We start from the raw sequence: 25,306 nt of genomic DNA on the forward strand, positions 1-25,306 counted from the left end.
ACAAATAGATAAACATCGCTTCATGCATCTAACCGTCAAACATCTGGATTCTGCCTATTCCCGGTTGTGGACAGATTAGCGGTAGCTGGCAAGCCAGCTCCTTCCACTCTGTCTGCAAACCCTGTTTTGATCCATAACCTGGAGATGTCAAGAAAACCAAAGGATCCGGTATGCAGCCCAAAGAGGTTCTGATTAAGCTGTGCTCTTTTGTTCACATGGCAGCCGTATAGTATCCAGCAATTCTCACGAATAAATCCCTCTGTTCGTTCCAGCAGAAGACTTCTGCCTTCATCCGGCATTCCGGCAAATCCTTTTAGCTGCTCGGCAATCTCCTCTAGCTGCTGTGGCATAAGCATGGATGTAAAGTGATTGGACGGATTAACGAAATAGTTCATCATCCCCCATTGCCAGTCGTCTTCCAATACCTCCTCTGACAATAGCAGGTCTGCCTGTTGCTGAATCTCTTCTATCTTAAAATCCGTATAAGGAGCCAGCCGTATGTTCATGCCGATTCTTGCCCCGCGTTGCTTCAGCCATTCTGCTTCTTCACACTCTTCTGTTCTTCTACTTGCAAAGGCAAGTGCGATCTCTTCTCCCTCGTAACCGCTGGAGCGCAACAGTTCCTCCGCTTCCTCAAGGCTAGGCTCATTCCAAACTTTAAGGCGGCTTCTCCAGGGCAGAAAGCTATCTGCTGGTGTGATGCGGTATTCTCCCAATTCACTTATCAGCGCTTCCGGGTGGTACAGCATCTTCAACACCTGTCGAAATAATGGGTGATGCTGTCTTCCTTCCTTACGAAAGTTCATCATAATATATCTGCAGCCCAGAGCCGGATAATCAATACTGTGCTTGGCACATCCCTCCGGCTCCACCTCATCCAGCTCTGCATCCGGTAATTGATACGAACGGTCACTATAGCCTAGATTCGGTACATACCAGATTTCAACCCGGTCTAGTAGTGGACGAATGGCATAATAATCATCAAACGCTGCCAGAACCAGCACATTTTCATTGTAATCCAGCAGTCGGTAAGGTCCAGTTCCTACCGGTTCAAGCGTGAAATCCACATCATAAGGAAGAATAGACATATGCACACAGCTGAACAGATGAAGAAAGAACAGATTAGGCCTTGCCAGATCGATGCGAATACGGTGATCCCCTTGAAGCTCTATCTTTTCAATATCTCGGTAATGCCACAAAACCGGACTTTGCAGATCTGTCAGCCGCTGCAGCGTTTCTTTCACATCTCTAGAGGTCAGGAGTCTTCCATGATGAAAGCGCACACCTTTACGCAGATAAAAAATATAGCTGGTATGCTCCCGGTTGCTCTCCCACATATGGGCAAGTCCAGGTAAGAAGCTGTTTGTCTTCGCATCATAGGTTACGAGCGTACTGCAGATCTGTTCGATCAGATACGATTCGAAGGCTTTATTGACCGAGGCCGGTTCCAGCTTTTCCATACGCCGGTTACGGGTAATGCGCAGAATATCAAGCCCTGTGATGGATTCCGCCTCGCTGCGGTAGCCCATTTGCTTATTTAATAACGATAGCAGTCGCTCCTGAAGAGCACCGTGGACCTCGGGTTGACCAATCAGCTCAATACCCTGTTTGATTTTACCCTTCCCAATCAGCTCCTGAAGGTGCTCCTCCAATATCTCTTCCACATTTCGTATAAAAGCCAGTCCGGACTTATGCCCCCGCCCCCTTCCTGGCTGCCACTGAATATACCCCTTCTCTTCCAGCTTGCGCAAGATGAATTTCACATTGCGTTCAGTACAGCACAGTTCTAAAGCAAGCAGTTCTATTGTTACTGGTATGGGTTCTTGAAGTTTGAAGGGTGTATTCAAGGCTGAGGCCAGCCGCAGGAAATGTACAACGTTGCTGTCCATAATAATTTCTCCTTTAAAGGTGAAAGAGAGGGTGTAAAGCTTACACTTTTATTTCCCCCTTTTATCTATACAATTATACATAAGATTATAGTCAACGTCATTTGTGGCTTGATCAAATTCCGCAATTAGAATAGGAGATCCACGTTCACATGAAACAACATTTGCGCCACATCCATCCCCTGGCATGGACCATTATTATCGGCACGATGTTCGGGCGCCTCGTGACCTCGATGAGTATCCCATTCTTATCGATCTACTTAACCCAGGTTCTCGGTGCATCGCATTCGCAGACCGGTATAACGGTGGCTGTCAGCTCTTTAGCCGGTGTGTTGATCAGCTTCTATGGCGGCTACATATCGGATATCTTTGGGCGCAAAATCGTCATGTTAGTCTCAGTATTCGGCTGGGCCTTTGTCTTTTTTGGTTTCTCATCCGCTCAGGTTATCTGGGTTTTCTTCCTGGTGAATACGCTGAATGGTCTGTGCCGTGCCGTATTTGAACCAACCTCTCGTGCGCTGCTCTCGGATATCACAGCTCCGGATCAAAAACTGTTGGTCTTCAATCTTCGGTATGCAGCGATCAATTTGGGCGTTGTATTCGGCCCGATTATCGGTTTGCAGCTGGGGTCTGCCAAGTCTACCTTCCCGTTTGTGATAGCAGGAATTGTCTATGTTGCTTACGGGATTGTACTGTTTATGCAATTCTCGGTCCATCGGGCCAGTCTGCCCGTCCGTTCAGAAGCACGCGCTCCACAGCTGCGTGAAGCGCTGTCCGTCACCACCCGGGACCGGGTATTCCTGCCGGTGCTAGTGGGAACCATTTTTTGTGTACTGGGGTATGGGCATTTCAGTTCCACGCTGGCCCAGTACCTGGCGGTTGATACTCATTTCTCGAACGGTAGTAAGATCTTTTCTTACATGCTGTCGCTTAACGCAATCACCGTATTGGTAGTTCAATACCCGATCGTCCGTACAACCAGTAAATTCCCGCCGCTTATTCCTTTAATTCTGGGGAATCTGTGTGTAGCGCTGAGCATGCTCCTGTTCGGGTTTGCCAGCGGAGTAGCGCTCTTAATGTTCAGCGTGGTATTGTTCACGATTGGCGAGGTTCTACTCTTTACCATGATGGATATGCTGATCGACCGGATTGCCAAACCTGAATGGAAAGGCACCTATTTCGGTACAATTGGCTTCAATAATCTGGGAAACGTAATGGCCCCTATCCTGGGTGGTCTTCTGCTTGACCAATTTGGTGCCACGAATGGCCCTGCAGTATTTGTTCCACTGGCCTTAAGCACAGCACTGGGGCTCCCCTTCCTCATTACCGCACACAAAAGATTGAATGCAAGAGAGCGCATGAATGCCGAAATCAGCTCGCAAAGCGCGTAGTTACAGGAAGAATATCTCCCCTCAACAAAATTCCGCTTCCTGCGCTGATAGAACCTAAGTCCCCACTTATAACGTACAAAAAAACGCCACCACGTAATAAGGTGACGTTTCTTCTTGTTCTGATCTTTTGGCTCCGATGATTTGTAAGTTAATCAAACGTACATATCAACGAAACATATTATATAGGGGTTGAGGTACCTAAATTACACTTTAGAGGCCCATACTTCGATTTCTATTTTTATCTCGGGCAATCCTAATTCAGAAATATAGCCAATCGTCATTGCGGGATAATCATTACCAAATAATTTCTCCCATTCTTCATATAAGTAATTCCAATCAAATTTTTGGGTTGCCCATATATTTACTTTGATTATGTGTTCTGGTAATAACTCTTCTGAACTTAACAATTTTTTGATATTCTCAAAAGTATTCTTAATTTGCTCGTCAAGACTATCGGGAATCTTCCCCTCTAGATCCGCGCCGATTTGACCGGAAGTCACATACAACTCTGAGTTTCTTGGAATTTTGGTTATATGCGAGTAGTTCCCTACGGGATGATATAATCCTACCGGGTTTTTTCTAGATATTTTGGTCTCTTCCATCTTTACTTACCTCGCCTTCTAAAAGAATTCTCCTTTAACGTAAAAGTGAATGATTAATAAAAATTATAGACTAAAATAAAAACGCTTTCAAATAGCCTGCCCGTCTTAACATTTGTAAAGAAATACTAGTCAATTCCGGATGATTTCAGTAATAGTTAACATAACTTTAATTATGTATCTTTTATAAGATCCCGACTTTTTTTAGATATAAATCGTCCTTAGCGATACGAGCTGCTCATTAATATATTTTCAGATAAGCATCCACCCTTTCTCTGGATTTTAGTAACACAGGAACATTGAAATGGTGTCTTCAGATGTTGTGAGCTGGGAGGAGTGGTGGTTTTGATTTTCTATTGTGAATTTTTCATATGTTGAAATAAGGATAATAGATACCGAAAAGTATCGTGCCTGCTTTGGCGATCTCAGTCCTATTCTTGTTAACGTATTTTTAGTTATGTTAACTTTGTGATATAAACAATCTGAATTCCGCGATTTCCCTAACTTTGAGACGGCTTTTTTGCTACAATAAGGAAAATAACGGTAAGGAGGGTCCCTCTTGAAGGATGACGACAAAGCGGATGAATCTTATGTGGAATTTATAAGCAAGCCGCTTCCCAATATATCCAGTCTCCCCCACTCACGTCATAAGAAAGAACCCTCAAATATAGTCTGGTACACAGACACTATGAATGTCGACAGCTATCGTGAAGCCCATGAATGGATAATGAGTGGTCCTTACAACGAGATCGGATATCTTTACCATGGTTATATAACAACAAATTGGATGCTGGCCCATGTTCTTGTGTATGAAAAAATTTGGCGGAATACCATTTCAAACTCTCAATTTCTGGTGTACACCAATTATGACTATACCAACGAAGGCCTAGTGTATAAAGTATGGGTTACCCCTGTATCTCCAAATGGGATAGACGAAACAAAACCTGAAGAGCCCTAACCTTAATCTGGTCACTTCAGGTTTGTTTCTGCTCTAGATCATTTATTAACCCGATTAATACTTAATGTGCTGAAATATTGACTAGGGTTCCCCTGCTTCGGATTGAAGCGTTCTTTGAATTCACCGCCTGTATACGAACCAATGACCCGGTGCCAGAAATTGCGGGCGGGTGTATTTGCGCGAATCTGCGATACCTTCCAGTCGCCGGGGAACATATCGAATAACCTATGTGCTGCCCAAGTACCTACCCCGCTGCGGCGGTATCTTTGCATTACAAAAAACTCTGTCATGTAAAATTGTCCCTCCGAACTGCGGAGAAGCCTGTCCACGAGCGCAAATCCGGCAATTTTATCGTCCACCGTGAACAAATAGGCGAATTTATTATTTCCGCTATTCCAGTAAGCCTCAAGTCCGGGATAGGAGGGGAAAGTCCCATCACGGTCTACATCAAGCTCCAGATAACGGGTAAAGTCATATAGATAATACTGCATCAGACTGCTGATCGTGTGGCGCTGCTCTTTGGGAACCAGTTCGATTCCAAGTTCCATGATGTCACCTCTGAGATTCACTTTTATTACACATTCTATAACTTTGTTACAACTGGAGCAAGGCGAACCCTGTATCCCCAGATGTGAAATCCGGCCAAATGCTGCGAAACATGATAAAATAGGAAGAAACCAAAAAGACATATCCGCTGAATAATAGCAACCTTAAGGCAGGTGAACAGGCTTTGAGCATTCAAAAAAACACTGACCGAACACATCTTGACCAAAAAGTGCTCCACATGCCCTGGTTTGTGCAGCAATTCATTGATTACAAACGTCCAGACCTCTCCCCCTCTACCCTGCTGGAGTATATCCGTGATTATGAATCGTTCTTTGGCTGGCTTCGTGCAGAAGGCCTAACGCAGGCTGCTAGCCTGTCAGAGATCACTCTGCTGGATCTGGAGACGTTGCATATGGACAGTGTTGTCGGTTACCGGCTGCATCTTACTACGCGTGCAGAGGGAACCAATTCCAAAGTTACGGTCTCCCGCAAGCTGTCTGCCCTTCGTTCTCTTTTCCATTATTTAAGCCAGATTGCCGAGGACGAGAATTTCTATCCTTTGCTCAAACGTAATGTAATGGCCAAGGTAGAAATCAAGCGTATTCATAAACCGAAAGATACCGCCGCCAAGCTGAAAGGCAAAATTCTGGAGGACGAAGAACTGCTGGAATTCGTAGGCTACATATATGAAGGGTACGGCCGAGATGTTGAAGCCAATAAACAAGCCTATTATTCATTCCAGCTCAACCGTGAGCGTGATGCCTGCATTGCCAGCCTCATTCTTAATTCTGGCCTTCGTGTTTCGGAAGTAGTTAACCTAAATGTGGATGATCTGGATGTGAACAATAAGCTGCTGTATGTCTACCGCAAGGGCCATAATGACGAGACTTTTAAGACACCGGTCTACTTCCGTGAACAGGCCAAGGATGAACTATCACTCTATCTTACCCTGCGCCAGTCCCGTTATAAAACACCCAAGAAAGAGAAAGCATTATTCATTGCTTTGCCGAACGGAAGTCATGAAGGAAAACGGATGACCAAACGGGCAATCCAGGAGATGATCATCAAATACGCCAAACGGTTCGGCAAGCCGTATCTGACTGTGCATAAGCTGCGTCACTCCTTTGCCACAGACTATTATCTGCAAAATGATATTTACAAAACAAAGGAACAGCTTGGGCATGCCTCAACGGAAACAACCGAAGTCTATGCCCATCTTACAGACAAAACGATGTCTCAAGCGATTGAGCGGCGTCTGGAGAGCTGAATACCTATTCATGAAGGGAGTTCATTTCATTGTCTCAAATGTTTCACCAACAAGAATCATTATCTGCTGCACCTAATCAAAGCCATATTGTTTTACAGTCCAACTGCGAAAATTGCTTTGGTCTTTGCTGTGCCGCATTGCCCTTTTCTGCATCAACAGACTTTGCCATAGACAAAAATGCGGGTCAGCCTTGTCCCAATCTTCGGAATGACTTTCGCTGCGGGATTCATACCGGACTAAGAGACAAAGGATTCAAAGGTTGTACGGTCTACGAGTGCTTCGGCGCTGGACCAAAGGTTTCCCATCTCACCTTTGCCAGCCGGGACTGGCGGGCGGCTCCGGAATCAGCAGCTCAAATGTTCGAAGTCTTCCCCGTCATGCGTCATCTTCATGAGCTGATGTATTATTTAGCCCAAGCGCTTGAGCTTCCGGCCGCCCAGCCGATCCACAGCCAGCTTCATGCTGCACTTGAGCAGACTGAACAGTTGACTCTGTTGCCGGCAGAAGCACTGCTGCAAGTAGACGTGAATGCTCACCGTGCAGAGATTAACGAGCTTCTGCTGCGGACAAGCGAGCTCGAACGCGATGCGGCAAGACGTCAACTGATCAATGCCCCCAAACGGCCCAAAAACTACGGCCGGGGCGCCGACCTGATTGGAGCAAAGCTCAAAAAATCCGATCTGCGCTGTGTCAGCCTGCGTGGTGCTTATCTGATTGCAGCTGATCTTAGCGGAGCAGATCTTAGAGGAGCCGATTTGATAGGCGCCGACTTTCGCGACGCGAACCTGTGTGGAGCTGATCTAACAGGTACACTCTTTCTGACCCAGTCTCAGCTTAATGCTGCGAAGGGTGATGCTTCAACTAAACTTCCTGACGCACTTGTGCGTCCTGAGCATTGGTCTTCATTGTAGCTGGCTACCAGATCATTGTACTTCAGTTCAAGCAGTTCCTGACAACAAAACAGCGGCCATGTACTCCTTCATCTGAAGGGGCTGGCCGCTGTTCTTTGTGACGGGTTTTGGGGATGTAACAAGTGTGGTAGTTGTTGCACTTTGTGTTTTCTATTGTGAATTTTTCATGTGTTGAAATTTTGAAAATAATCTCGTTGTTGCCACAAAAACTGGGCTAATCCTGTCCGGTTGTTAATGTCGAATCGCTGAATATCCGGATTGTGAAGCAGCAGAGATGGATGATCTTGAATAGATTTCCAAACCGCCATCGCGACAATATGGCTCGTCCCGTCTAGCAGAAATATATCCTCTTCTCTATGAATCAATACGATTTTGGGATATCGCTCCTGCTTGAATCCCTCCACCAGCACAAAATCGTATTCTGCAAAAGTATCGATTAGTTCAGCCAGACTGCTTCCCCGTTCCCGAATGACCGAAGTCCTTCCCTTGCTTGTGATAGCAACCGCTGAAGCCCCGGCCTGCCGATGCTTCCAGGTATCCGTTCCTTCATGGTCCATATTAAAGTCATGCCCGTCATGCTTGATGACCGCCACGCTACAACCTCTCTGCTGCAAGAGCGGGATCAAGTCACAGATCAGGGACGTTTTTCCGCTATTTTTGTAGCCTACGATCTGTAACACTGCTGGCCCGCTGCTTACATTTTTTAAGCTCTTTAGCGGTTGCTGTCTACGACGCCTCATTCAGTTGCCTCCCACTTTTAATGATCCAGCCCTGCCTTCTCAACCCCTAATTTCCCCGGGTAGCTTAAGCACTTTCACCGAATCTCCGGCAGTCAGCCCCCGTTCCTCCGGCGGAATCACAATTAGACAGTCACTGTCCTTGATAGTTACCATCACAGACGATTCATCAATGTTAGCCGGATAGGCATACAGCCGACCCTCATGGATCTCCAGCCGGGAACGGACAAACCGGGTATAGTTGTTTACTTTGGAATATTCCGCTCCAAGTACCGCTGTCCATTCCGGCAGGAAAGGCTGAATTGCTCCCTGCATTTGTATGATCACTGGCCGGGCGAATAAATGAAATCCAACAAAACAAGCTCCGGGATTACCCGACAATGCTAGCAAAAGCGTTCCTCCACGTACAGCAGCTGTTGTCACACTACCTGGACGCATGGTCACCTTGTTGAACAGCATATCTCCACTGTTCTCGCGGACTAGATCCCCCATGATGTCATAGTCTCCAACGGATACTCCGCCCGTGGTAATCACCAGATCGTAATTTTCGAGTGCCATCTGCACCTTGCTTCGTGCCAGTTCTATATCATCTACTATAGCACCAAGCATTACCGGTTCTCCGCCGCTCTCCCGCACCAGTGCTTCCAGCATAGACGAATTACTGTTCCGTATTTTGCCTGCCACGAGCGGTTCATGTACTTCCAGCAGTTCGGTTCCGGTTGCAAATATGCCTACCTTGGGTCTACGGATCACCTTCACAAAAGGAATTCCAAAAGCGGCCAAAACCGCGATATCTCCAGCAGTGATCACCCGTCCGGCTGGAAGTACTAACTCCCCTTCCTTGAGTTCAAAACCCCGGGGTGTAACATTCCGGCCTGCCTTCTGCGGTTTGCGGATTCCTACCTGGAGGAGACCACCAACTTCCCTGCTCTCTGTAGCTTCAATCATCACAACCGTATCTGCACCATTCGGCACTTTTGCTCCTGTCATAATCCGGGCAGCCGTCCCCCGCCGTATATCGACAGCAGGCACTGCACCGCAAGGAATGTTATCCACGATGTCCAGCCAGACCAGATTTCCTTCTTCTATCTCCTCCGTATCGGCTGCGATAAGCGCATACCCGTCCATTCCGGAACGGTTAAAAGCCGGAAACGGATGCGGCGCATTGACAGATTCAGCCAGATAACGTCCTGGACTTTGATATAAAGGCACCTCTTCCATATCAAGCACCTTCGCATATTCAATAATCCGTGACTGTGCATCCTTCACCTGAAGGGCTTTACGATGAAATTTAGAATGCGCTATTTCTTCTCTGTTGTTCATATGCACCATCCTCTTCTGTCCCGTATTGTCATTACTCGGGCTGAGCCGCTTTAATTCAAACCTATTTTAACACGACAGCCTGTAAAGCGATATTTGTTCATCTCTCTTCGCAATAAACAGAAGCCCCCGCTGTAAGCGGAGGCTTCTTGTCAGGATACGTTTAGACAAGCTGGATTAGACAATACGCTTGGTGTTGGTTTTAGGCACGAATGACCTTAACATCTGCCGGGATCACTTTCTCACCTTCGTATAACATGAACCGTCCATTCTGCCATTCAACGCGGAGAAGCCGCGATTCATCAGACTGGTACTGCCAGACATGCTGCTGCCCGCCGTTCATATAAGGAGTCTGGCCTGTCACTGCCGCATATCCCTCATATTCCTCTTCCAAATAAAATGTGTAATCGTCCAGCTCCAAGGTTGCAGGCACCTCAGCAGGATCATCCAGCCGCCCGTCAATCGGCTGATATAATGCGTACTGCAGCTGCTCGCGTTCTTCAATGTGCAGATATGCAATACGGCTGCCGTCACGCAAGGTTAGCACCACAGCATTGCGGCCGCTGGTTTGCGTACGCCCTGTGACCTCATAGGTCACCAGGGATACCTCACAAATATCTCCGGCTGAGAGGTTCAACATGCTCTTGGGTACAGACGGCGCCTCAGGTTTAGAGAAGATATTGCCAATACGTTTCCAGATACTCAAACGAATCATTCCTTTTAAAGGTTTTGTACAAAAGCATAATCTTGAACGATCTAAGACCTCAGCTCTTTATAAAGGCCGCTATTATCAAAGCACCGGTCATATGCAGCGAGCCTGCCAATACACCGTAGCCTATTTTGCCGAGCAGAGTACCATGGTCCAGATCGAGCTTCGCCCAGCGGTACAGGAGTAATCGTACTATTTTTTCTAAGAAGAATAATAGTACAAAGGAGACTATGGAGACGATAAGTGCATCACCCAAACTGTTCGATGAAGCAATGGAAGACGACAGAATATAACCTTGTGCCAGTAGCTTAAGCACGAATCTCATGGTTACCGCCATGTTGCCTGTGCGAATCTCTTCCAAATCGTTGTAACGGGTAAAGAGCGAATCCACGTACATTAGCACAGATAGCAGCACCGAGCCGCTCACCGTCCATACCACCATGGACACCAGAATATGGAAATCCATTGTTTAGCCTCCGATGATCAGTTTGCCCGCCCATACAGGCAGCATAGAGAAGGCGAAGGAGAAACGTTCTATCTGTCTCCCCTTCGCCTGTGGACACTAGCCCAGAAGTAGGCTAATGCCAATATGTTATTGTTGTTTGTCGTATTGCTTCATCAGTGCAGCCAATTCATCTTCAACGGCCTGATCCTTGCCGAGTTTTTCGAATTCATCATCCAGCGATTTGTTGCCGGCGCTCATTTCGTTGCTGGCTTCTGCCTGGGCTTCTGCCTGCAGCATTTTGTCTTCCATGCGTTTGAGACCAGCTGAAGCCGAATCAGAACTGAAACCGCTCATGGCTTTGTTGATTTCAGTCTGCGCCTTGGCTGCATTATAACGTGCAACCAGGGTCTCGCGTTTGTTCTTCATCTGGGTCAGCTGTTTACGCATTTCCTCCAGCTTACCGCGCAGATTGTCCGCAGACGCCTTGTTCTGATCAAAGCTAGTCTTATATTCCACAAGCTTGGCTTCTGCAGCCTTCTTCTCTTCCAGGGCACGGCGCGCCAGGTCAGCATTGCCTGCCTGAGCGGCAGCATGCGCCTGTTGATTACGTTTGTTCACGAGCGCTTCCTGTTCTTCATAGAGTTGCTTGAATTTTTTCTCAATGGCAATCTGTGCCGCGACAGCTTTTTCTGCGTCTTCCAAATCCTCCGTCATGTCACGAATGTATTGGTCCGTCATTTTAACCGGGTCTTCTGCTTTATCGATAATCGCATTCACATTGGACATCGTTAAATCACGCAATCTTTTAAATATAGACATGGTTCATTCCTCCAAAATAAAAGTGATGTGCTCATTTGTTATCATTTACGCAGGAAGTGCCCTTATCGTTTCAAAATTTGCCCAAATAAATATTGATCTACTTTGAAATTTACGATTTCTACAACTTGGGCTATACCCTCCTGGCTCAAATGGTCGTAATGAATGCCCATAACTACAGTAACCGTCCGATTAAGAGCAGCCGCAACCCGCATTGCAATCGACTCACTGATCGTATGTTCTTTGTGATGAGGAACTGCTGAAGTGGTTACCTTAATATCCCCTTCCTCTACATAGGCGGTACTGGCTGAGCCGATGTGACGGATACCACCGGTAATCAGCAGCAGCAAATCACGGCCAACCTCAGTGGCAGACAGTTCAATATCACCTGGGTACAGCTCTGGAGAAGACATGAATTTCTCCCCTTTCCCAATTATATTAACCATTGCACTCGAGGATATCTCAGAAAGAGAAGACTTTGCCCTTTAAACATGAAATCATCTATATAATGCCGCGGATTTCATCCAGTGACGAAATGTTCTCCTCCATCATAAACTGCTGCAATTCTTCGACAAGCGTACTGCCTGCGCGCAAATTCATGAAGTTATACGTTCCGACCTGAATAACCGTTGCCCCGGCCATAATGAATTCGATAATGTCTGTTGCCGAGGTAATTCCGCCCATACCGATCACCGGAATGGATACCCTCTTCGCTACCTGATGCACCATTCTCAGTGCGACCGGTTTGATGGCAGGACCGGATAATCCGGCATACAAATTATTGAATACGCTACGGCGGCGGCGGACATCAATCTTCATTCCAGAGATCGTATTAATTAGTGAAATGGCATCTGCGCCTTCTTCCTGGCACATTTCAGCCATTCCTGCGATATCCTCAGCGTTCGGGGATAATTTCACAGCCAGCGGAAGCTTGGTTGCAGCTCTGACGGCACGGACTACCTCCTGTGCAGCAGGTGTCTTAACACCAAAAGCAATGCCGCCTTCCTTAACGTTAGGGCAAGAAATATTCAGCTCAATCATATCCACTGCTGGTTTGCCGGATGCGCTGCGTACATCTGCATCACGCTGAATCAGTTCCGCACCCAGCACATAGTCATGCAGCGTGTTGCCTCCCAGATTCACCAAACGGGCAGTATCGAGCGTCTCCCAATAGGGAAGCTCTTTGGCGAGAAACGCTTCAACGCCTGGATTCTCGAGTCCGACGCTGTTCAGCATACCCGAGGCGGTCTCAAACACACGCACACCGGGATTACCCGCCTTGGCGTGTAGTGTAAGTCCCTTGCCGGAAATCCCCCCGAGGAGCGATACATCATATAGCTTGCCGTATTCTCGGCCGAAACCGAAAGTCCCGGAAGCCATGATGATCGGGTTCTTAAAGTGGACACCTGCGATATTGGCAGTCAGATTAATCATGGAAGATCACCTCTTCCGCGAGAAATACCGGTCCGTCAGCACAAGCCTTGCGCTGACCATCACGGCAGGAAACGCTGCATACGAGGCAGGCCCCGATTCCACAAGCCATACGGTTCTCAAGGGATAAGTAAACATTAGGTCTCCGGCCTGCCGTTTCAGCGGCTATGCCTTTCAGTTGCGCAGCTTTGAGCATCGGATGCGGCCCACAGACAAATATATGGTCATAGCTGGTAAAATCGACGCTGTCAAGCACCAGGCCTCCCACATTGACTGTCAACTCGGCAGCCAGTGGTCGAAATGCCTCCGTCCGGAACGCCTCACGGCTAAAGCCCAGATAAATATCGCTGCCAGGAAGCTCCTGTGCACAGTATAAAAGAGGTGCTATCCCAATGCCACCGCCTACTAATGCAACCTTTCCTTCAACTGTCGGAAATCCGGTACCAAAAGGCCCTTCGAGTTCAATAGGATCTCCAGGGTTCAGTCCAGCCAGTATCTTCGTCCCCTCACCCACCACATGATACAGAAAATCCACACCATCGTCGTTCACTTGATGTATGCTTAGCGGTCTGGACAGCAAAGGATAGTCTCCCCATGCCCGCAACATGTAGAATTGCCCCATTGTACCCCCGAGATCCCCTTCCACCCGAAGGTGATACACGCCATTCGTCAGTCGTTCGTTACTAATCACAGTCGCCAAGTTATCAAGCTCCTTCAAATTTAATCTTATTAACCATGCCTTAGAAGGAACTTAAAATCTGTGATATAGTTCACATTCGCCGGTGTCTATTTCCGTTTCCAAATCCCGCGTTCATATGGCTTAGGCACATTAGCCTTATCCACACCGCCAAGGGCTTCCTCTGCGTGCAGCGCCCAATACGGGTCACTTAACATTCCCCTGCCTATTGCAACAAGTTCCGCCTTTTCTTCGGAAACTATGGACTGCGCTTCTTCATAGGATTCGAGGCGTCCTACCGCAATCACAGGAATCTGGAGTTCACTGCGGATGTACTCAGCCAGATCAACCTGGTAAGCCGGTCCGGCATTAGGGCCACCATTCGAACCGATTGGCCCTTCACCGCCAGATGAAACATGGAACATATCCACTCCAGCTGCCTTATAGCGCCGGCAGAATTCAAGAGCGTAGGCTTCGTCATAACCGCCATCTACGTATTCCTTGGCAGATACTCGCATAAGGAGCGGCATTTCAGCAGGAAGTACCTCCCGAACTGCACGGGTCACTTGTTCTCCGAACAGCATGGGGTCTGCACCGTATTCATCATCTCTGGTATTAGAAAGCGGAGAGTGAAACTGGTGAATCAGGTAACCATGAGCTCCATGTAGCTCAACCGTATCAAATCCGGCTTCCACCGCCCGCCTTGCCCCTTCACGGTAGGCTGCTATCAATTCATTGATCCCTTCTTTAGAGAGCGCCTGTGGCGTTTTGGATTTGGAATCAAACGGGATGGCTGAAGGAGCCACAGGAGGCTCGGCATCCACCGCTTTGCGGCCTGCATGGCCTAACTGAACGGCTATTTTGGCACCTTGAGCATGTACTGCCTCAGTTAGCCTCCGGTAAGCATCAATATGATCATCACTCCAAATTCCTGTATCTTGATTCGTAATCCTTCCATCCGGATGGATACCTGTCATTTCCACAATAATGAATCCGGTCCCCCCGATAGCGCGGCTCACATAGTGAACGAAATGCCAATCATTTGGGATTCCATCCTGCTTGACTACAGCATATTGGCACATTGGAGGCATTACGATTCGATTCTTCAAGTACAAAGCCTTTAGCTCGTAAGGAGCAAATAATTCCGGCATTTCTATTCCTTCCTTTCTGTTGTTCACGAATTCAATAGCCCGGGTTGTTCTCCCGTCCAATTCAGTATACACGTATTTTCCACACCGATAAATCATAATCACAAGCATGTAAAACCAGCATAATTCAGTCAATGGAAGGGGATAACAAGACAAGCAGAATTATTCTCTGAGTATTCTATGTAGTTCCAGTATCTACAAAAGGAGGCATGCCCTGATGAAAAGCCTGCACATGAGCCGGAAGCTGCTCCTGTCAGCCATTGTCTGCTTCAGCCTGCTCAGCCCCGTTTCCTCCGTGGGGCCTACAGCAGCCTTTTCCGAGGATCCCCGCTTGTTACAGCAACCGGATAGCAGTCAGAGAGCAGTAGCAGAGCCGAAGGAAGATCTAGCAATCCCCGCAGGCTCTTCGCGTACATCGTCACAGTTACAAAAACGGGGGAAAACACTTACCCTCAGCCAACTGCTCCGCAAATACCCTGAGACTATTAAAACCCAAGGTCCGCGGCGCAAACAGATCGCACTTACATTCGATGATGTGCCTGACCCGCGCTTTACACCCCAAGTGCTTGACATGCTGCGAAGATATCATGTCCATGCCACTTTTTTTATTGTAGGTAGCCGGGCTGAGAAGCACCCTGAACTTGTAGCTCGGATGATCAGGGAAGGCCATGCCGTCGGCAATCATTCCTATAACCATCCAGAGTTTGGCAAAATCAGTATAAACGCATTTCGCACACAGATTATCCGCACGGAAGATATTATCAATACGCTTGCGGGCTATAAGCCGCGGCTAATTCGTCCACCTTATGGAGACATCAGTGAACAGCAGCTGAAATGGGCCAAAGCCCACGGATACAAGCTTGTGAACTGGAATGTAGACTCTCTGGACTGGAAAGGGCTTTCGAAAACACAGGTACGGAACAATATCATCACCCATGCGGGTAAGGGAGCTATCGTACTGCAGCATGGTGGCGGGGGCCGGGGCAGCAATTTACAGGGAACGATTCAGGCTCTCCCCGAAGTCATTAACATCATGCACAAGCGGGGGTATACTTTTGTCACTCTCCCTCAGATGCTTCAGATCAGCAAAGAAAAGTTAGACCTTTAAATAGAAAACAGACTGGCCTTAATTCAGGCTCTATACAAAAAAAGAAACGAAGCCTGCCTGATTCGGCATGGTTCGTTTCCTTCTGAGTCTTAGATCTATTCAATCATATAGAGCTGCACATATTGGAAACCGAAATCTGCGACAAAGCTTTGACTGCCCGGGATAAAGATATCTATCCGATTCCCTTTGATCGCGCTTCCCATGTCGGTTGCAGTGGCAAGAAATGCCTGTTTAGGCAACCCAGGATGAGAATATCCGGTTACTAAGACTTTGGTTCCCAGCGGGATAACGCTTGGATCCACAGCAATCGTACCCAGCTTCAGCGGATTGCCAAAGTAGTCAACGGCACCCCATTTGCCATTCTCGCTGATTGCAGAAGAATATGCCGTTGCTTTGACCTGAAGTACTTTATCGTAGCTGTAGACTTTGCCCCAAGCTTGAACAGTATTTGTCTGCGGTTCCACACTTAAAAGTGAAGTCCCTGTGGATTCTTTAGTAATGGGTTCGGCAACTGCAACATTCTGTGCTTTGAGAATGCCGGGGATCGATAACCTGAGGCCAGGGTATATATTACCCGCTGAAATATTGGGGTTAGCCTCCATTATCTTATCCATGCTTATACCGTAATGATTAGATAGAGTATAATAGGTAGTAGTATTACCTGCGATATGTATACTGTCTGCCTGGACGGGTGCGGCTTGAATCAGTGTGCTGATACTTAAGGCTGCAGCGAGAGCTGCAACGGCTCTGAATTTGATCTTCATGAGTTCCTCCTTCATTAGTGGCGCAGTCAGATCCGGGAAATCCCATTCACGCTGCTTCAAAATAACTCCGGACGTATGTATGTTTGCTTATGCCCTGGTGTTTGTAAAACTAACAGATATTAATATATCACAATTTTGTAACCAATGCTTATGAAATTGTTACCACTTTGACAGAAATGGAGTTTTGAAGCGTTATCATTTAATTTAAAATTAATATTAATTTAATAAAAGCATCCCAAAATTCATTGTTTTGTTGTATCTCCTGAACATTTTCGCATAAATTTTACACAGATTTAACATTTCTCTCTTTGGCAAATAGTAGAATGAGAGAAGATAAAGACATTGAAGCACTTGGAGGGTCTATGAACGTGAATACAGAAGAGAAAAAAAACATCCATACCAGCCCGGCTACAGCCTATCTGAACCGTGATTTAAGCTGGATCGAATTTAACCGGCGCGTACTTCAGGAAGCACAGGATGCAGATAACCCTCTAATGGAGCGGGCCAAGTTCTTGGCGATTGTCTCCAGTAATCTGGATGAATTCATCAGTGTCCGAGTTGCGGGGATTCAAGATCAGATCCGGGCAGGCTATACCAAAAAAGATTTTACCGGTTACACCCCTTCCGGCCTTTATAAGCGTCTTATCAAACGGGTTACTAAGATCGTTGCCGACCAATACAGGACATTCCGGGATATCTCCCGCAGTCTGCATAAGGAAGGTATCGTGTTTGTAAATTACGAGGACCTGACACAGGCTCAGGAGCTCTCGATTGAACAATATTACCGGGATATTATTTTCCCCGTACTGACGCCAATGGCTGTTGACCAGAGCCGCCCATTCCCTCTCGTTCACAGTCAATTCATCTATCTTGCGGTTGTGCTGACACGGAAGGATAGTCTGGAAGAGGACCCTTACTTTGCAATTCTGCAGATTCCTTCCAATCTGCCAAGATGTATTCCCCTTCCCCACCGTTCCAACAGCAAGAAACGGCAGTTTGTATTTATTGAGGATGTTATCCGTCATCATATCCAGACTTTGTTCAGCGGTTATGATCCCGTGGCTGTTAGTGAATTCCGCTTAACACGTAATTCTGACCTCACCATTGATGAAGAAGGTGCGGAAGACCTGCTGGAAGAGATAGAAAAAGAGCTTCGCAAACGTCGGAGAGGTGTCCCCGCCCGTCTGGAGGTTCAAAAAGGGATTCATCCTTATGCACTGGAGCAGCTGCAGGCTGAATTCGAGCTTGAAGATTTCGTGTTTGAGGTTGAAGGCCCGCTGGACCTAGGATTCCTGCGCGGCTTTGCCGGCAGCCTAAAGGGATTCAGCTATCTGCATGATGCTCCTATCGAACCGCTCTATCCTGCTGAATTCGATGAGAACGAGGATTTCTTTGAGGTGCTCCGGGAACGCGATGTATTAGTGTATCACCCTTATGAATCCTTTGATGCCATGACCGACTTTATTATTCAGGCTTCAGAGGACGAGCAGGTCATGGCCATCAAAATGACGTTGTACCGCGTCAGCGGTAACTCTCCACTCATAACAGCACTGGCCAATGCCGCGGAGTCGGGTAAACAGGTCACTGTAGTTGTAGAGCTGAAGGCACGTTTCGACGAAGAGCGCAATATCGCCTGGGCGCGCAAGCTTGAGCAATCGGGCTGCCATGTGGTATACGGGCTGGTTGGACTCAAGACCCATGCCAAGATTACGCTGATTGTCCGCCAGGAAGGGCTGGAACTGCGCCGTTATGTTCATGTCGGAACAGGGAACTATAATGACAGCACAGCTAAAGCTTACACAGACCTCAGTCTGTTCACTGCGAACAACGAGATCGGTCTAGATGCTTCCGAGCTTTTCAACCAGATGACGGGTTATTCCGCCAATTATGACTGGAATTCCTTCATCGTCGCACCGACCAATATGAGCCTTTCGCTGCAAAAACTGATTCTGCGCGAAGCTGAGCATGCCGCCGCCGGACGGCCATCCCGGATCATTGCCAAAATGAATTCCCTCTCCAATCAAGAGGTTATTGATAATCTGTACAGCGCAGCCCAGGCTGGTGTACCGATTGATCTGATTGTGCGCGGGGTATGCTGCCTGCGTCCAGGGATTGAAGGCCTTAGCGAACGCATTACGGTACGCAGCATCGTGGACCGTTTTCTGGAACATTCCCGGATCTATTACTTCGAGAACGGTGGCAGCCCTGAGGTCTACTTGTCTAGTGCTGACTGGATGACACGCAATCTAACCCGGCGTATTGAGCTGATGTGTCCGGTAAAAGACAACCAAATCCGTAAACAAATTGTCAAGATCCTAGATCTGACGCTTAAGGATAATGTAAAGTCCAGTTTCCTGCAGCCGAATGGGTATTACGAGCGTGCAGACGACAAAAAGGCCCCTTTCCGGAGCCAGTTCGCCGCTATGGATGTTACGCGTTGGAAGGGAAGCCGAGTTTTACCTTCAATCCCCAAACATTCCTGAACGTTTTGAGGGCATTCTCAATGTCCTCTAATCCGATCAGAAGCTCGCCCGCTCCCTGCAGTTCCAGATCAAGCGTATTGCCGTGGAGGCGGGCTTCTAGTCCGCTTACGATACCAATCTCAGTACTATCCAGTGCAATGCTTAACTGGACAAGTGCGCCAAGCTTATGAATCCACTCCTCGTCGGAAGCCAGCAAAATGTCCTTGTGGATCAGGGACAATTTCTGCTTCCGGCTTTTTGTGCTGTAGGAGGCTATCAAGGCTCCCAGAATCAATTGACGGTGCGTTAATCCGCGGATCGGAGAGTTCATCAGCCAGTAACGTGTATGCCGCTTGGATTGATAATAGTTGATATTGGAACCCGTCCGATGCAGCATGATTGAGACGTAGATCAGCATCCGTTGCTCATCCCGTTCCCCTTCTGCACTAAAAGCGTCAAAGAGGCTTAGAGCCAGCTTGTAGATATGATCCAGATGCCGTTTCGATGTTCGGATATCAAAACGGATGATCGTATTGAGACTGAATTCCAGCGCACTTTCACGCACAGGCTGCTCCGGTTCGAGCAGGTCATGCAGCATCCCTTCGCGAAGTCCCTCTCCACTGATCAATGCCTGGCTGGCACCAATATAATGGAAAACCGTGTGGAAAATAATCAGGCCCGAGACGATAATATCCCCCCGGCTCTTGGACAGTCCGTCCAAATCCTTACGCTTCTCATATGGAATGGAGGGCAGCGTCTCCATAAATTGATCTATGGTCTCACTGGACAAAGTATAGCCGTGGGAATTCGGAAGAGAATAATCCCGCATCTTCTGGTCCAGCTTCCCCAGAGAACGCAGCGTTCCTCCAAGTCCATACAGCGGAAGACCCGGACCGCTGTTCAACCAGTCATGCTCCACCAATCTCCCGGTTACATAGGCCTGAAGTTTACGTACCTGCTCTCCGTTCCAATTGCCATTATGGCTAAACATCAGATTGGTATTGACCGCACCAAACGGAAAAGAAATACTATGCTGATAACGACGTTCCCGGAATAGGGTGATCTCCGTGCTTCCGCCTCCGATGTCAATGACAAAGCCATCCTGAACATCAAAGGCATTAATAACACCCAAAAATCCGAAATAAGCCTCCTGATGTCCGCTGACTACTTCAATTTGAATCCCCGTTGCCTCCGAAAGGTAGGAGATAATTTCTTCAGAATTTGCCGCGTTGCGAATAGCTGCAGTGGCGCCGGCACGGATTTTATCGACTTCAAAAGCGCTGCAAATCTCCTTGAATTGGTGGAGGACAGGCACAATGGTATCCATGTCCTTGCGCTCCAGCCTGCCGTCCTTAGTGATTTTTTCACTCAGACGCGCGGAGTACTTGCACTCTTTGATGATTTTGTAGCCTCCTTCCTGCGTCGTATCATAGATCACGAGGCGAATGGAGTTAGAACCAATATCAATAATGCCAATCCGGCAAAGATCATCTCTCATCTGTATGTACTCCTTTTCAAGTTGATTGGCCATTTATGTATACTATATCACCCATTCCGCCGCGAACCAAAAATAAACGGCCGCCGGATAGAGTTCCGGGGCCGTGTGGTGCTGTACTATAGGACTTTACTCAGGAAATCCTTCGTCCGGTCATGCTGCGGATTGCCGAATACTTGTGACGGCTCGCCTTCTTCCACAATCACTCCGCCGTCCATGAACAAGATACGGTCACCTACTTCACGGGCAAAACCCATTTCATGGGTAACGATCACCATGGTCATGCCATCTTCAGCCAGCTTCTTCATGACTTCCAGAACCTCACCGACCATCTCAGGATCAAGTGCCGAGGTCGGCTCGTCGAACAGCATCACATGCGGCTGCATGGCGAGTGCCCGCGCGATGGCAATCCGCTGCTTTTGTCCACCGGATAGCTGGGACGGGTAAGCATCGCGTTTGTCTGCAAGACCCACGGTGCGCAGCAGTTCAGTGGCAATTTTTTCCGCTTCGGAAGCAGATTGCTTTCTCACTTTTACGGGAGCCAGCATAATATTCTGCAGCACGGTTTTGTGCGGAAACAGGTTAAACTGCTGAAAGACCATACCCATTTTTTCCCGGGTCACATTGATATCATGTTTCTTATCCGTAATCGATTCACCTTCAAAGGTGATTTCTCCGCCTGTAGGCTGCTCTAGCAGATTCAGACAGCGTAAAAAGGTGCTTTTGCCCGATCCGCTGGGGCCGATAACGACGACGACCTCCCCTTTTTGAATCTGCAGGTCAATGCCCTTCAGGATTTCCAGCTTGCCGAAGCTTTTTTGCAGGTTCTTAACGGTGATCACCTGTTCTTAACCTCCTTTCCAATAAACCAAGGATCTTAGACAACGTAAATGTCAGAATAAAGTACATCGCAGCAATTACCAGCAAAGGACTCAGTCCTTCATAGCTTATAGTCGTAACGGATCTCGCTTCAAACAGCAGATCGGCGACCCCTATCATTGAAACAATGGAAGATTCCTTAATAATCGTGATGAACTCATTGCCGATTGCAGGCAGCACATTCTTGATGGCCTGGGGCAAGACAATATACCGCATCGTCATCCCTTGCCGCATCCCGAGCGAACGGGCCGCTTCAACTTGTCCACGGTCCACTCCCTGTATGCCGGCACGGAAAATCTCAGCCAGATAAGCGGAGCTGTTAATGGTCAATGTTATGGCTCCGGATTGTATCGGAGAAAACTCAATGCCAAACTCTGGTAGCCCGTAATGGATCAAAAACAGCTGAACCAGCATTGGTGTACCACGCAAGAATTCGACCCATGCTGTCGCAATGAAACGCAGGATCCACCATTTGGACATACGTAACAAGGAAACTACAATACCAAGCACAAAACCGAAGAATACCCCCAGCACAGCCAGCAGCAGTGTGTACTTCAAACCGGAAAGAAAAAAATTGCGGTACTCATAAGCCATATCGAATACATTCATTTTTGGCATAACCTCCTGTCTGCAAAAAAATAGAAAACAGCGGATCACCGCCATTTTCATCTCCACTCTAATTATTAAACCTTCCCCCGCAGAAACCTGCAGGGGCGGCTAATGTTACCCTTCTAAAACAGCCCAAAACATTATTTCACGGCAAGGTCGCTGGCAGCAGCAACATACTTGTCAATCTTGCCTTCAGATTTCAACCGGGTCAGCGTGGTGTTAATTTGTTTCAGAAGTTCGTCGTTTCCTTTTTTAACGCCAATAACATAACCATCATCTTCAACCACTGGTTTGGCGGCAGTAATGGCCAGGCCTTTGACATTCTTCACGAAAGCTTCGGCAACAGGCCCTTCCATAATGGATGCATCCACACGGTTGGATTGCAGCTGCAGCACGATTTCGGAAATTTTACCCAAGGAAGTCAGTTGTGCGCCTTCAATGCCTTTGGCGATGTCTTCCTGGATGGATCCGGTCTGTACTCCCAGCTTGATGCCTTTCAGGGAATCCATGGTCGCGAATTTGTCTTTGTCGGTATCCCGCACAACCACTGCCTGCTCTGCTTTATAATAAATATCAGACAGCCCTACTGCCTTGGCACGCTCAGGGGTTGGACTGAGTCCGGAGATAACCATGTCTATTCTGCCGCTGGACAGTTCATTAAGGAGGGAATCGAAGGACAGATCCTTGATTACCAGCTCCGCACCCATATCAGCCGCAATATCCTTAGCGATCTCGATATCAAAACCAACGATGGTATCTTTGCCATCCACTACTTTATGGAATTCATATGGAGGAAAGTCCGCACTGGTTCCTAGGGTAAGTGTCTTGGCAGCAGCGCTATTACCTGCATTCGCACTGTTACCAGTAGTTGCATTATTGTCTTTGTTATTGTTGCCGCAGCCGGTCATCAGACCTGCTACCAGCAGCATTCCGAGTGAAAGTTTGCCCCATTTATTCATACTCTGTATCTCCCCTATTCTCTTTAAGTTCTCTTAGCTGTCCCATTGACCGATTTATTATAAATCACTACGCATGAATATGCAAAGACAATTTTGTGACAATGCTTGTAAATTGTACAGAAAAAAAAAGAGCAGCAGCGCTTGGTCTTCCCGCCATTTTGCACATGCTGTTAAAAGAAGTATATACTATGTACTATCTCCAATTGCTCCCGGAATAACCGGAATGGTTCATGCAGACTCTGCGGGTGGTATTAACTTCATAGTCCACGACCTTAAACTTATGCTAGTTAAGCAAATTCTATTCGTTAGATCAGTGTTATGCTCACAAAGCATTAGGCTCCATAAAACTTTTAGGAGGTGCAATCATGCTGGTTGAGGCTATGTACCATGTTCCCCGCGACAAGTGGGCTTATGCCTACGATGCAAAGACTATACATCTGCGTGTTCGCACCAAGCGTGATGATGTGGACTGTGTAGTCGCGCTTACCGGGGACAAATACAACTGGAACGCTACTTCTTACGATATCATGATGGAAAAAGCGGCCTCGGACGATATGTTCGATTACTGGGAAGCGGCGGTACGGCCTAAATATAAACGCCTCAGTTACACTTTCCGTGTGAGTAAAGGCAGCGAAAATGTATATTTGCTTGACAATGGGGTCCGCTCGGAATGCCCGCAACCGCCCAATCACTTCTATGAGTTCCCCTACATACACCAAATAGATCTGTTTCAGGTTCCAAAATGGGCCAAAGATGCGGTGTTCTACCAGATTATGACGGAACGGTTCGCCAACGGTGATCCTTCGAATGATCCAGAGGGTACAGAACCATGGGGCGGAACGCCGAAACTGAATAATTTTTTTGGCGGAGATCTGCAAGGGGTGCTGGATCATCTAGATGATCTGCAGGAGCTCGGGATCAATGCGGTCTACTTCACCCCCCTCTTCGTCTCTCCCTCCAACCACAAATATGACATCGTCGATTATAAGAAGGTTGATCCCCATTTCGGCGATAATGAGCTGCTCAAAACCGTAGTTGAGGAATGTCACCAAAGGGGTATCCGCGTCATGTTAGATGCTGTCTTCAACCACTGCAGTGACAAGTTCCCGCCGTTTCAGGATGTTCTGGAGAAGGGGGAGTATTCGGTATACAAAGATTGGTTCCACCTGAACTCCTTCCCGGCCGAAACTGTCGACGGTATTCCCACGTATGACACTTTCGGTTTTTTTGGCAACATGCCGAAATTTAATACCGCCAATCACGAAGTGAAGACCTATCTGCTCGAAGTGGCTGAATATTGGATCAAGGAAATAAAGGTGGATGGCTGGCGGCTGGATGTGGCCAATGAAGTGGATCACCATTTCTGGCGCGATTTCCGTAAGGTCGTTAAAGCAGCCAACCCGGAAGCTTATATTGTGGGCGAAGTATGGAGCGACTCGCTAACCTGGCTGCTTGGCGACCAGTTTGATTCCGTTATGAATTATCCATTTTCGGGTACGGTACTGGAGTTCTTCAATGGAGGGATGGATGGTATTACTTTTGGTCACAGGATAGGGGCCCTGTTAATGCGTTATCCGCAGCAGACGAATGAAGTGGTCTTCAATCTGCTCGGCAGTCATGATACCCCCCGGCTCTTGACCGTATTGAATGAAGACAAGCGGAGACTTAAGCTGGCTGTTGTATTTCTTTTTACTTTTATGGGTACTCCCTGCATCTATTATGGCGACGAAATCGGCCTTACCGGTAACGAGGACCCGGACTGCCGTAAATGCATGGAATGGGATCCAAATAAGCAGGACCGTGAACTGTATGACTTTTACCGGATGATGATTACCCTTCGTAAAACGAACAAGGCGCTGCGTGAAGGCCGTTTCCGAATTTTGCAGGCGTGTGAGAATGACTCCTGTATCGTCTATGAACGCTCGGATGATGTCATTCATTTTACCGTATGGATGAATAATTCTCCGGAATCCCGTGTTCTTAGCCATCCTATGGAAACCGACGACTGGCAGGATGCGCTCACCGGCGAGCCGGTCGCCCCGGAAGATGGGATGATGCATATCTCGCTCGACCCATACGGATACCGGATTCTCAGCCGGAACTTGAGTTAATTATTTAGAACGCCACTGAAACCCTTCCCGTAACAAACAAAGGACGTTTTGCAAGGATCAATAAGATCTGCAAAACGTC

The 25,306-nt window shown here is 47.6% G+C and carries 24 protein-coding genes; 7 read left to right on the forward strand and 17 right to left on the reverse strand.

The features are described from left to right. Positions 1 to 35: 35 nt before the first annotated feature. Positions 36 to 1,889, reverse strand: coding sequence for an ABC transporter substrate-binding protein (locus tag AC0MA3_RS02865; RefSeq protein ID WP_474655096.1), 1,854 nt, complete (start codon positions 1,887 to 1,889; stop codon positions 36 to 38). 149 nt (positions 1,890 to 2,038) lie between these two features. Between AC0MA3_RS02865 and AC0MA3_RS02870 the strand changes: the two genes are divergently transcribed. After that, complete coding sequence (locus AC0MA3_RS02870) at positions 2,039 to 3,277, forward strand: MDR family MFS transporter (protein ID WP_474655097.1); 1,239 nt, start codon at positions 2,039 to 2,041, stop codon at positions 3,275 to 3,277. Positions 3,278 to 3,480: 203 nt separating this feature from the next. Here AC0MA3_RS02870 and AC0MA3_RS02875 read toward each other — a convergent pair whose 3' ends face one another. Beyond that, entirely contained in the window at positions 3,481 to 3,879 is a 399-nt protein-coding gene (locus AC0MA3_RS02875; protein WP_474655098.1) for a RidA family protein, read from the reverse strand. A gap of 556 nt (positions 3,880 to 4,435) precedes the next feature. Here AC0MA3_RS02875 and AC0MA3_RS02880 point away from each other — a divergent pair. After that, positions 4,436 to 4,834 (forward strand): hypothetical protein, encoded by a 399-nt coding sequence (locus AC0MA3_RS02880; RefSeq protein WP_474655099.1) that lies wholly within the window; start codon positions 4,436 to 4,438, stop codon positions 4,832 to 4,834. Positions 4,835 to 4,872: 38 nt separating this feature from the next. Here the strand turns inward: AC0MA3_RS02880 and AC0MA3_RS02885 are convergent, their stop codons facing one another. Continuing rightward, the gene (locus AC0MA3_RS02885; RefSeq protein ID WP_379152010.1) at positions 4,873 to 5,382 is read right to left on the reverse strand and encodes a GNAT family N-acetyltransferase; all 510 of its coding nucleotides are present in this window, start codon (positions 5,380 to 5,382) and stop codon (positions 4,873 to 4,875) included. 182 nt (positions 5,383 to 5,564) lie between these two features. Here AC0MA3_RS02885 and xerS point away from each other — a divergent pair, with 182 nt between their 5' ends. Beyond that, positions 5,565 to 6,647: a tyrosine recombinase XerS gene (xerS, locus tag AC0MA3_RS02890; protein WP_379152007.1), complete on the forward strand. Its 1,083-nt coding sequence runs from the start codon at positions 5,565 to 5,567 to the stop codon at positions 6,645 to 6,647. 38 nt (positions 6,648 to 6,685) lie between these two features. Continuing rightward, entirely contained in the window at positions 6,686 to 7,558 is an 873-nt protein-coding gene (locus AC0MA3_RS02895; protein ID WP_474655171.1) for a pentapeptide repeat-containing protein, read from the forward strand. A 164-nt stretch (positions 7,559 to 7,722) separates the two neighbouring features. On the opposite strand, the gene mobB is transcribed toward AC0MA3_RS02895, so the two are convergent. The 9 genes from mobB to AC0MA3_RS02940 all read right to left on the reverse strand — a co-directional run bounded on the left by mobB (position 7,723) and on the right by AC0MA3_RS02940 (position 14,843). Further along, the gene (gene mobB, locus AC0MA3_RS02900; protein ID WP_474655100.1) at positions 7,723 to 8,298 is read right to left on the reverse strand and encodes a molybdopterin-guanine dinucleotide biosynthesis protein B; all 576 of its coding nucleotides are present in this window, start codon (positions 8,296 to 8,298) and stop codon (positions 7,723 to 7,725) included. 39 nt (positions 8,299 to 8,337) lie between these two features. After that, complete coding sequence (locus AC0MA3_RS02905; RefSeq protein WP_474655101.1) at positions 8,338 to 9,618, reverse strand: molybdopterin molybdotransferase MoeA; 1,281 nt, start codon at positions 9,616 to 9,618, stop codon at positions 8,338 to 8,340. Positions 9,619 to 9,817: 199 nt separating this feature from the next. Next, on the reverse strand, positions 9,818 to 10,321 hold the full coding sequence (locus tag AC0MA3_RS02910) for a DUF4178 domain-containing protein (protein WP_379151998.1): 504 nt from the start codon (positions 10,319 to 10,321) through the stop codon (positions 9,818 to 9,820). Between the two features lie 58 nt (positions 10,322 to 10,379). After that, complete coding sequence (locus AC0MA3_RS02915; protein WP_474655102.1) at positions 10,380 to 10,790, reverse strand: DUF350 domain-containing protein; 411 nt, start codon at positions 10,788 to 10,790, stop codon at positions 10,380 to 10,382. A 126-nt stretch (positions 10,791 to 10,916) separates the two neighbouring features. Continuing rightward, positions 10,917 to 11,588, reverse strand: a complete 672-nt coding sequence (locus AC0MA3_RS02920; RefSeq protein WP_379151992.1) for a PspA/IM30 family protein — start codon at positions 11,586 to 11,588, stop codon at positions 10,917 to 10,919. A gap of 62 nt (positions 11,589 to 11,650) precedes the next feature. Then, positions 11,651 to 11,998, reverse strand: a complete 348-nt coding sequence (lpdD, locus tag AC0MA3_RS02925; RefSeq protein WP_474655103.1) for a prenylated flavin chaperone LpdD — start codon at positions 11,996 to 11,998, stop codon at positions 11,651 to 11,653. A gap of 88 nt (positions 11,999 to 12,086) precedes the next feature. Further along, complete coding sequence (locus AC0MA3_RS02930) at positions 12,087 to 13,019, reverse strand: dihydroorotate dehydrogenase (protein WP_474655104.1); 933 nt, start codon at positions 13,017 to 13,019, stop codon at positions 12,087 to 12,089. Next, entirely contained in the window at positions 13,012 to 13,716 is a 705-nt protein-coding gene (locus AC0MA3_RS02935) for a dihydroorotate dehydrogenase electron transfer subunit (RefSeq protein ID WP_474655105.1), read from the reverse strand. The genes AC0MA3_RS02930 and AC0MA3_RS02935 overlap by 8 nt, the downstream gene beginning before the upstream one ends. An 86-nt stretch (positions 13,717 to 13,802) precedes the next feature. Further along, positions 13,803 to 14,843, reverse strand: a complete 1,041-nt coding sequence (locus AC0MA3_RS02940; RefSeq protein WP_474655106.1) for an NADH:flavin oxidoreductase/NADH oxidase — start codon at positions 14,841 to 14,843, stop codon at positions 13,803 to 13,805. 214 nt (positions 14,844 to 15,057) lie between these two features. Between AC0MA3_RS02940 and AC0MA3_RS02945 the strand changes: the two genes are divergently transcribed. Next, positions 15,058 to 15,948 carry a polysaccharide deacetylase family protein gene (locus tag AC0MA3_RS02945; protein WP_474655107.1) on the forward strand — a complete coding sequence of 297 codons (891 nt, stop codon included), beginning with the start codon at positions 15,058 to 15,060 and terminating at the stop codon, positions 15,946 to 15,948. 95 nt (positions 15,949 to 16,043) lie between these two features. Here AC0MA3_RS02945 and AC0MA3_RS02950 read toward each other — a convergent pair whose 3' ends face one another. Beyond that, positions 16,044 to 16,712, reverse strand: a complete 669-nt coding sequence (locus AC0MA3_RS02950; protein WP_474655108.1) for a 3D domain-containing protein — start codon at positions 16,710 to 16,712, stop codon at positions 16,044 to 16,046. Positions 16,713 to 17,074: 362 nt separating this feature from the next. Between AC0MA3_RS02950 and ppk1 the strand changes: the two genes are divergently transcribed. Next, a complete protein-coding gene (gene ppk1, locus AC0MA3_RS02955; RefSeq protein ID WP_379154109.1) occupies positions 17,075 to 19,195 on the forward strand; it encodes a polyphosphate kinase 1 in 2,121 nt (706 codons plus the stop codon). Here ppk1 and AC0MA3_RS02960 read toward each other — a convergent pair. The 4 genes from AC0MA3_RS02960 to AC0MA3_RS02975 form a co-directional block, all read right to left on the reverse strand. Further along, positions 19,143 to 20,672: a Ppx/GppA phosphatase family protein gene (locus AC0MA3_RS02960; RefSeq protein WP_474655109.1), complete on the reverse strand. Its 1,530-nt coding sequence runs from the start codon at positions 20,670 to 20,672 to the stop codon at positions 19,143 to 19,145. The two genes, ppk1 and AC0MA3_RS02960, sit on opposite strands and share 53 nt — an antisense overlap. A 116-nt stretch (positions 20,673 to 20,788) precedes the next feature. Next, positions 20,789 to 21,511, reverse strand: coding sequence for an amino acid ABC transporter ATP-binding protein (locus AC0MA3_RS02965; protein WP_379151967.1), 723 nt, complete (start codon positions 21,509 to 21,511; stop codon positions 20,789 to 20,791). After that, the gene (locus AC0MA3_RS02970; protein WP_379151965.1) at positions 21,498 to 22,157 is read right to left on the reverse strand and encodes an amino acid ABC transporter permease; all 660 of its coding nucleotides are present in this window, start codon (positions 22,155 to 22,157) and stop codon (positions 21,498 to 21,500) included. The genes AC0MA3_RS02965 and AC0MA3_RS02970 overlap by 14 nt, the downstream gene beginning before the upstream one ends. 140 nt (positions 22,158 to 22,297) lie before the next feature. After that, the gene (locus AC0MA3_RS02975) at positions 22,298 to 23,116 is read right to left on the reverse strand and encodes a transporter substrate-binding domain-containing protein (protein ID WP_474655110.1); all 819 of its coding nucleotides are present in this window, start codon (positions 23,114 to 23,116) and stop codon (positions 22,298 to 22,300) included. 365 nt (positions 23,117 to 23,481) lie between these two features. Between AC0MA3_RS02975 and AC0MA3_RS02980 the strand changes: the two genes are divergently transcribed. Further along, complete coding sequence (locus AC0MA3_RS02980; protein WP_474655111.1) at positions 23,482 to 25,227, forward strand: alpha-glycosidase; 1,746 nt, start codon at positions 23,482 to 23,484, stop codon at positions 25,225 to 25,227. Positions 25,228 to 25,306 lie beyond the last annotated feature (79 nt).

It is taken from the genome of Paenibacillus sp. LS-5, from assembly GCF_056121505.1.

Excerpts from the sequence above, each read along its gene's own strand:
- AC0MA3_RS02940 (WP_474655106.1), bottom strand. The coding sequence starts at position 14,843 with ATGCCGGAATTATTTGCTCCTTACGAGCTAAAGGCTTTGTACTTGAAG.
- lpdD (WP_474655103.1), bottom strand. The coding sequence starts at position 11,998 with ATGTCTTCTCCAGAGCTGTACCCAGGTGATATTGAACTGTCTGCCACT.
- AC0MA3_RS02915 (WP_474655102.1), bottom strand. The coding sequence starts at position 10,790 with ATGGATTTCCATATTCTGGTGTCCATGGTGGTATGGACGGTGAGCGGC.
- AC0MA3_RS02970 (WP_379151965.1), bottom strand. The coding sequence starts at position 22,157 with ATGAATGTATTCGATATGGCTTATGAGTACCGCAATTTTTTTCTTTCC.
- AC0MA3_RS02865 (WP_474655096.1), bottom strand. The coding sequence starts at position 1,889 with ATGGACAGCAACGTTGTACATTTCCTGCGGCTGGCCTCAGCCTTGAAT.
- AC0MA3_RS02875 (WP_474655098.1), bottom strand. The coding sequence starts at position 3,879 with ATGGAAGAGACCAAAATATCTAGAAAAAACCCGGTAGGATTATATCAT.
- AC0MA3_RS02950 (WP_474655108.1), bottom strand. The coding sequence starts at position 16,712 with ATGAAGATCAAATTCAGAGCCGTTGCAGCTCTCGCTGCAGCCTTAAGT.
- AC0MA3_RS02945 (WP_474655107.1), top strand. The coding sequence starts at position 15,058 with ATGAAAAGCCTGCACATGAGCCGGAAGCTGCTCCTGTCAGCCATTGTC.
- AC0MA3_RS02960 (WP_474655109.1), bottom strand. The coding sequence starts at position 20,672 with ATGAGAGATGATCTTTGCCGGATTGGCATTATTGATATTGGTTCTAAC.
- AC0MA3_RS02930 (WP_474655104.1), bottom strand. The coding sequence starts at position 13,019 with ATGATTAATCTGACTGCCAATATCGCAGGTGTCCACTTTAAGAACCCG.
- AC0MA3_RS02895 (WP_474655171.1), top strand. The coding sequence starts at position 6,686 with ATGTTTCACCAACAAGAATCATTATCTGCTGCACCTAATCAAAGCCAT.
- AC0MA3_RS02980 (WP_474655111.1), top strand. The coding sequence starts at position 23,482 with ATGCTGGTTGAGGCTATGTACCATGTTCCCCGCGACAAGTGGGCTTAT.
- AC0MA3_RS02885 (WP_379152010.1), bottom strand. The coding sequence starts at position 5,382 with ATGGAACTTGGAATCGAACTGGTTCCCAAAGAGCAGCGCCACACGATC.
- ppk1 (WP_379154109.1), top strand. The coding sequence starts at position 17,075 with ATGAACGTGAATACAGAAGAGAAAAAAAACATCCATACCAGCCCGGCT.
- AC0MA3_RS02975 (WP_474655110.1), bottom strand. The coding sequence starts at position 23,116 with ATGAATAAATGGGGCAAACTTTCACTCGGAATGCTGCTGGTAGCAGGT.
- AC0MA3_RS02870 (WP_474655097.1), top strand. The coding sequence starts at position 2,039 with ATGAAACAACATTTGCGCCACATCCATCCCCTGGCATGGACCATTATT.
- AC0MA3_RS02905 (WP_474655101.1), bottom strand. The coding sequence starts at position 9,618 with ATGAACAACAGAGAAGAAATAGCGCATTCTAAATTTCATCGTAAAGCC.
- mobB (WP_474655100.1), bottom strand. The coding sequence starts at position 8,298 with ATGAGGCGTCGTAGACAGCAACCGCTAAAGAGCTTAAAAAATGTAAGC.
- AC0MA3_RS02920 (WP_379151992.1), bottom strand. The coding sequence starts at position 11,588 with ATGTCTATATTTAAAAGATTGCGTGATTTAACGATGTCCAATGTGAAT.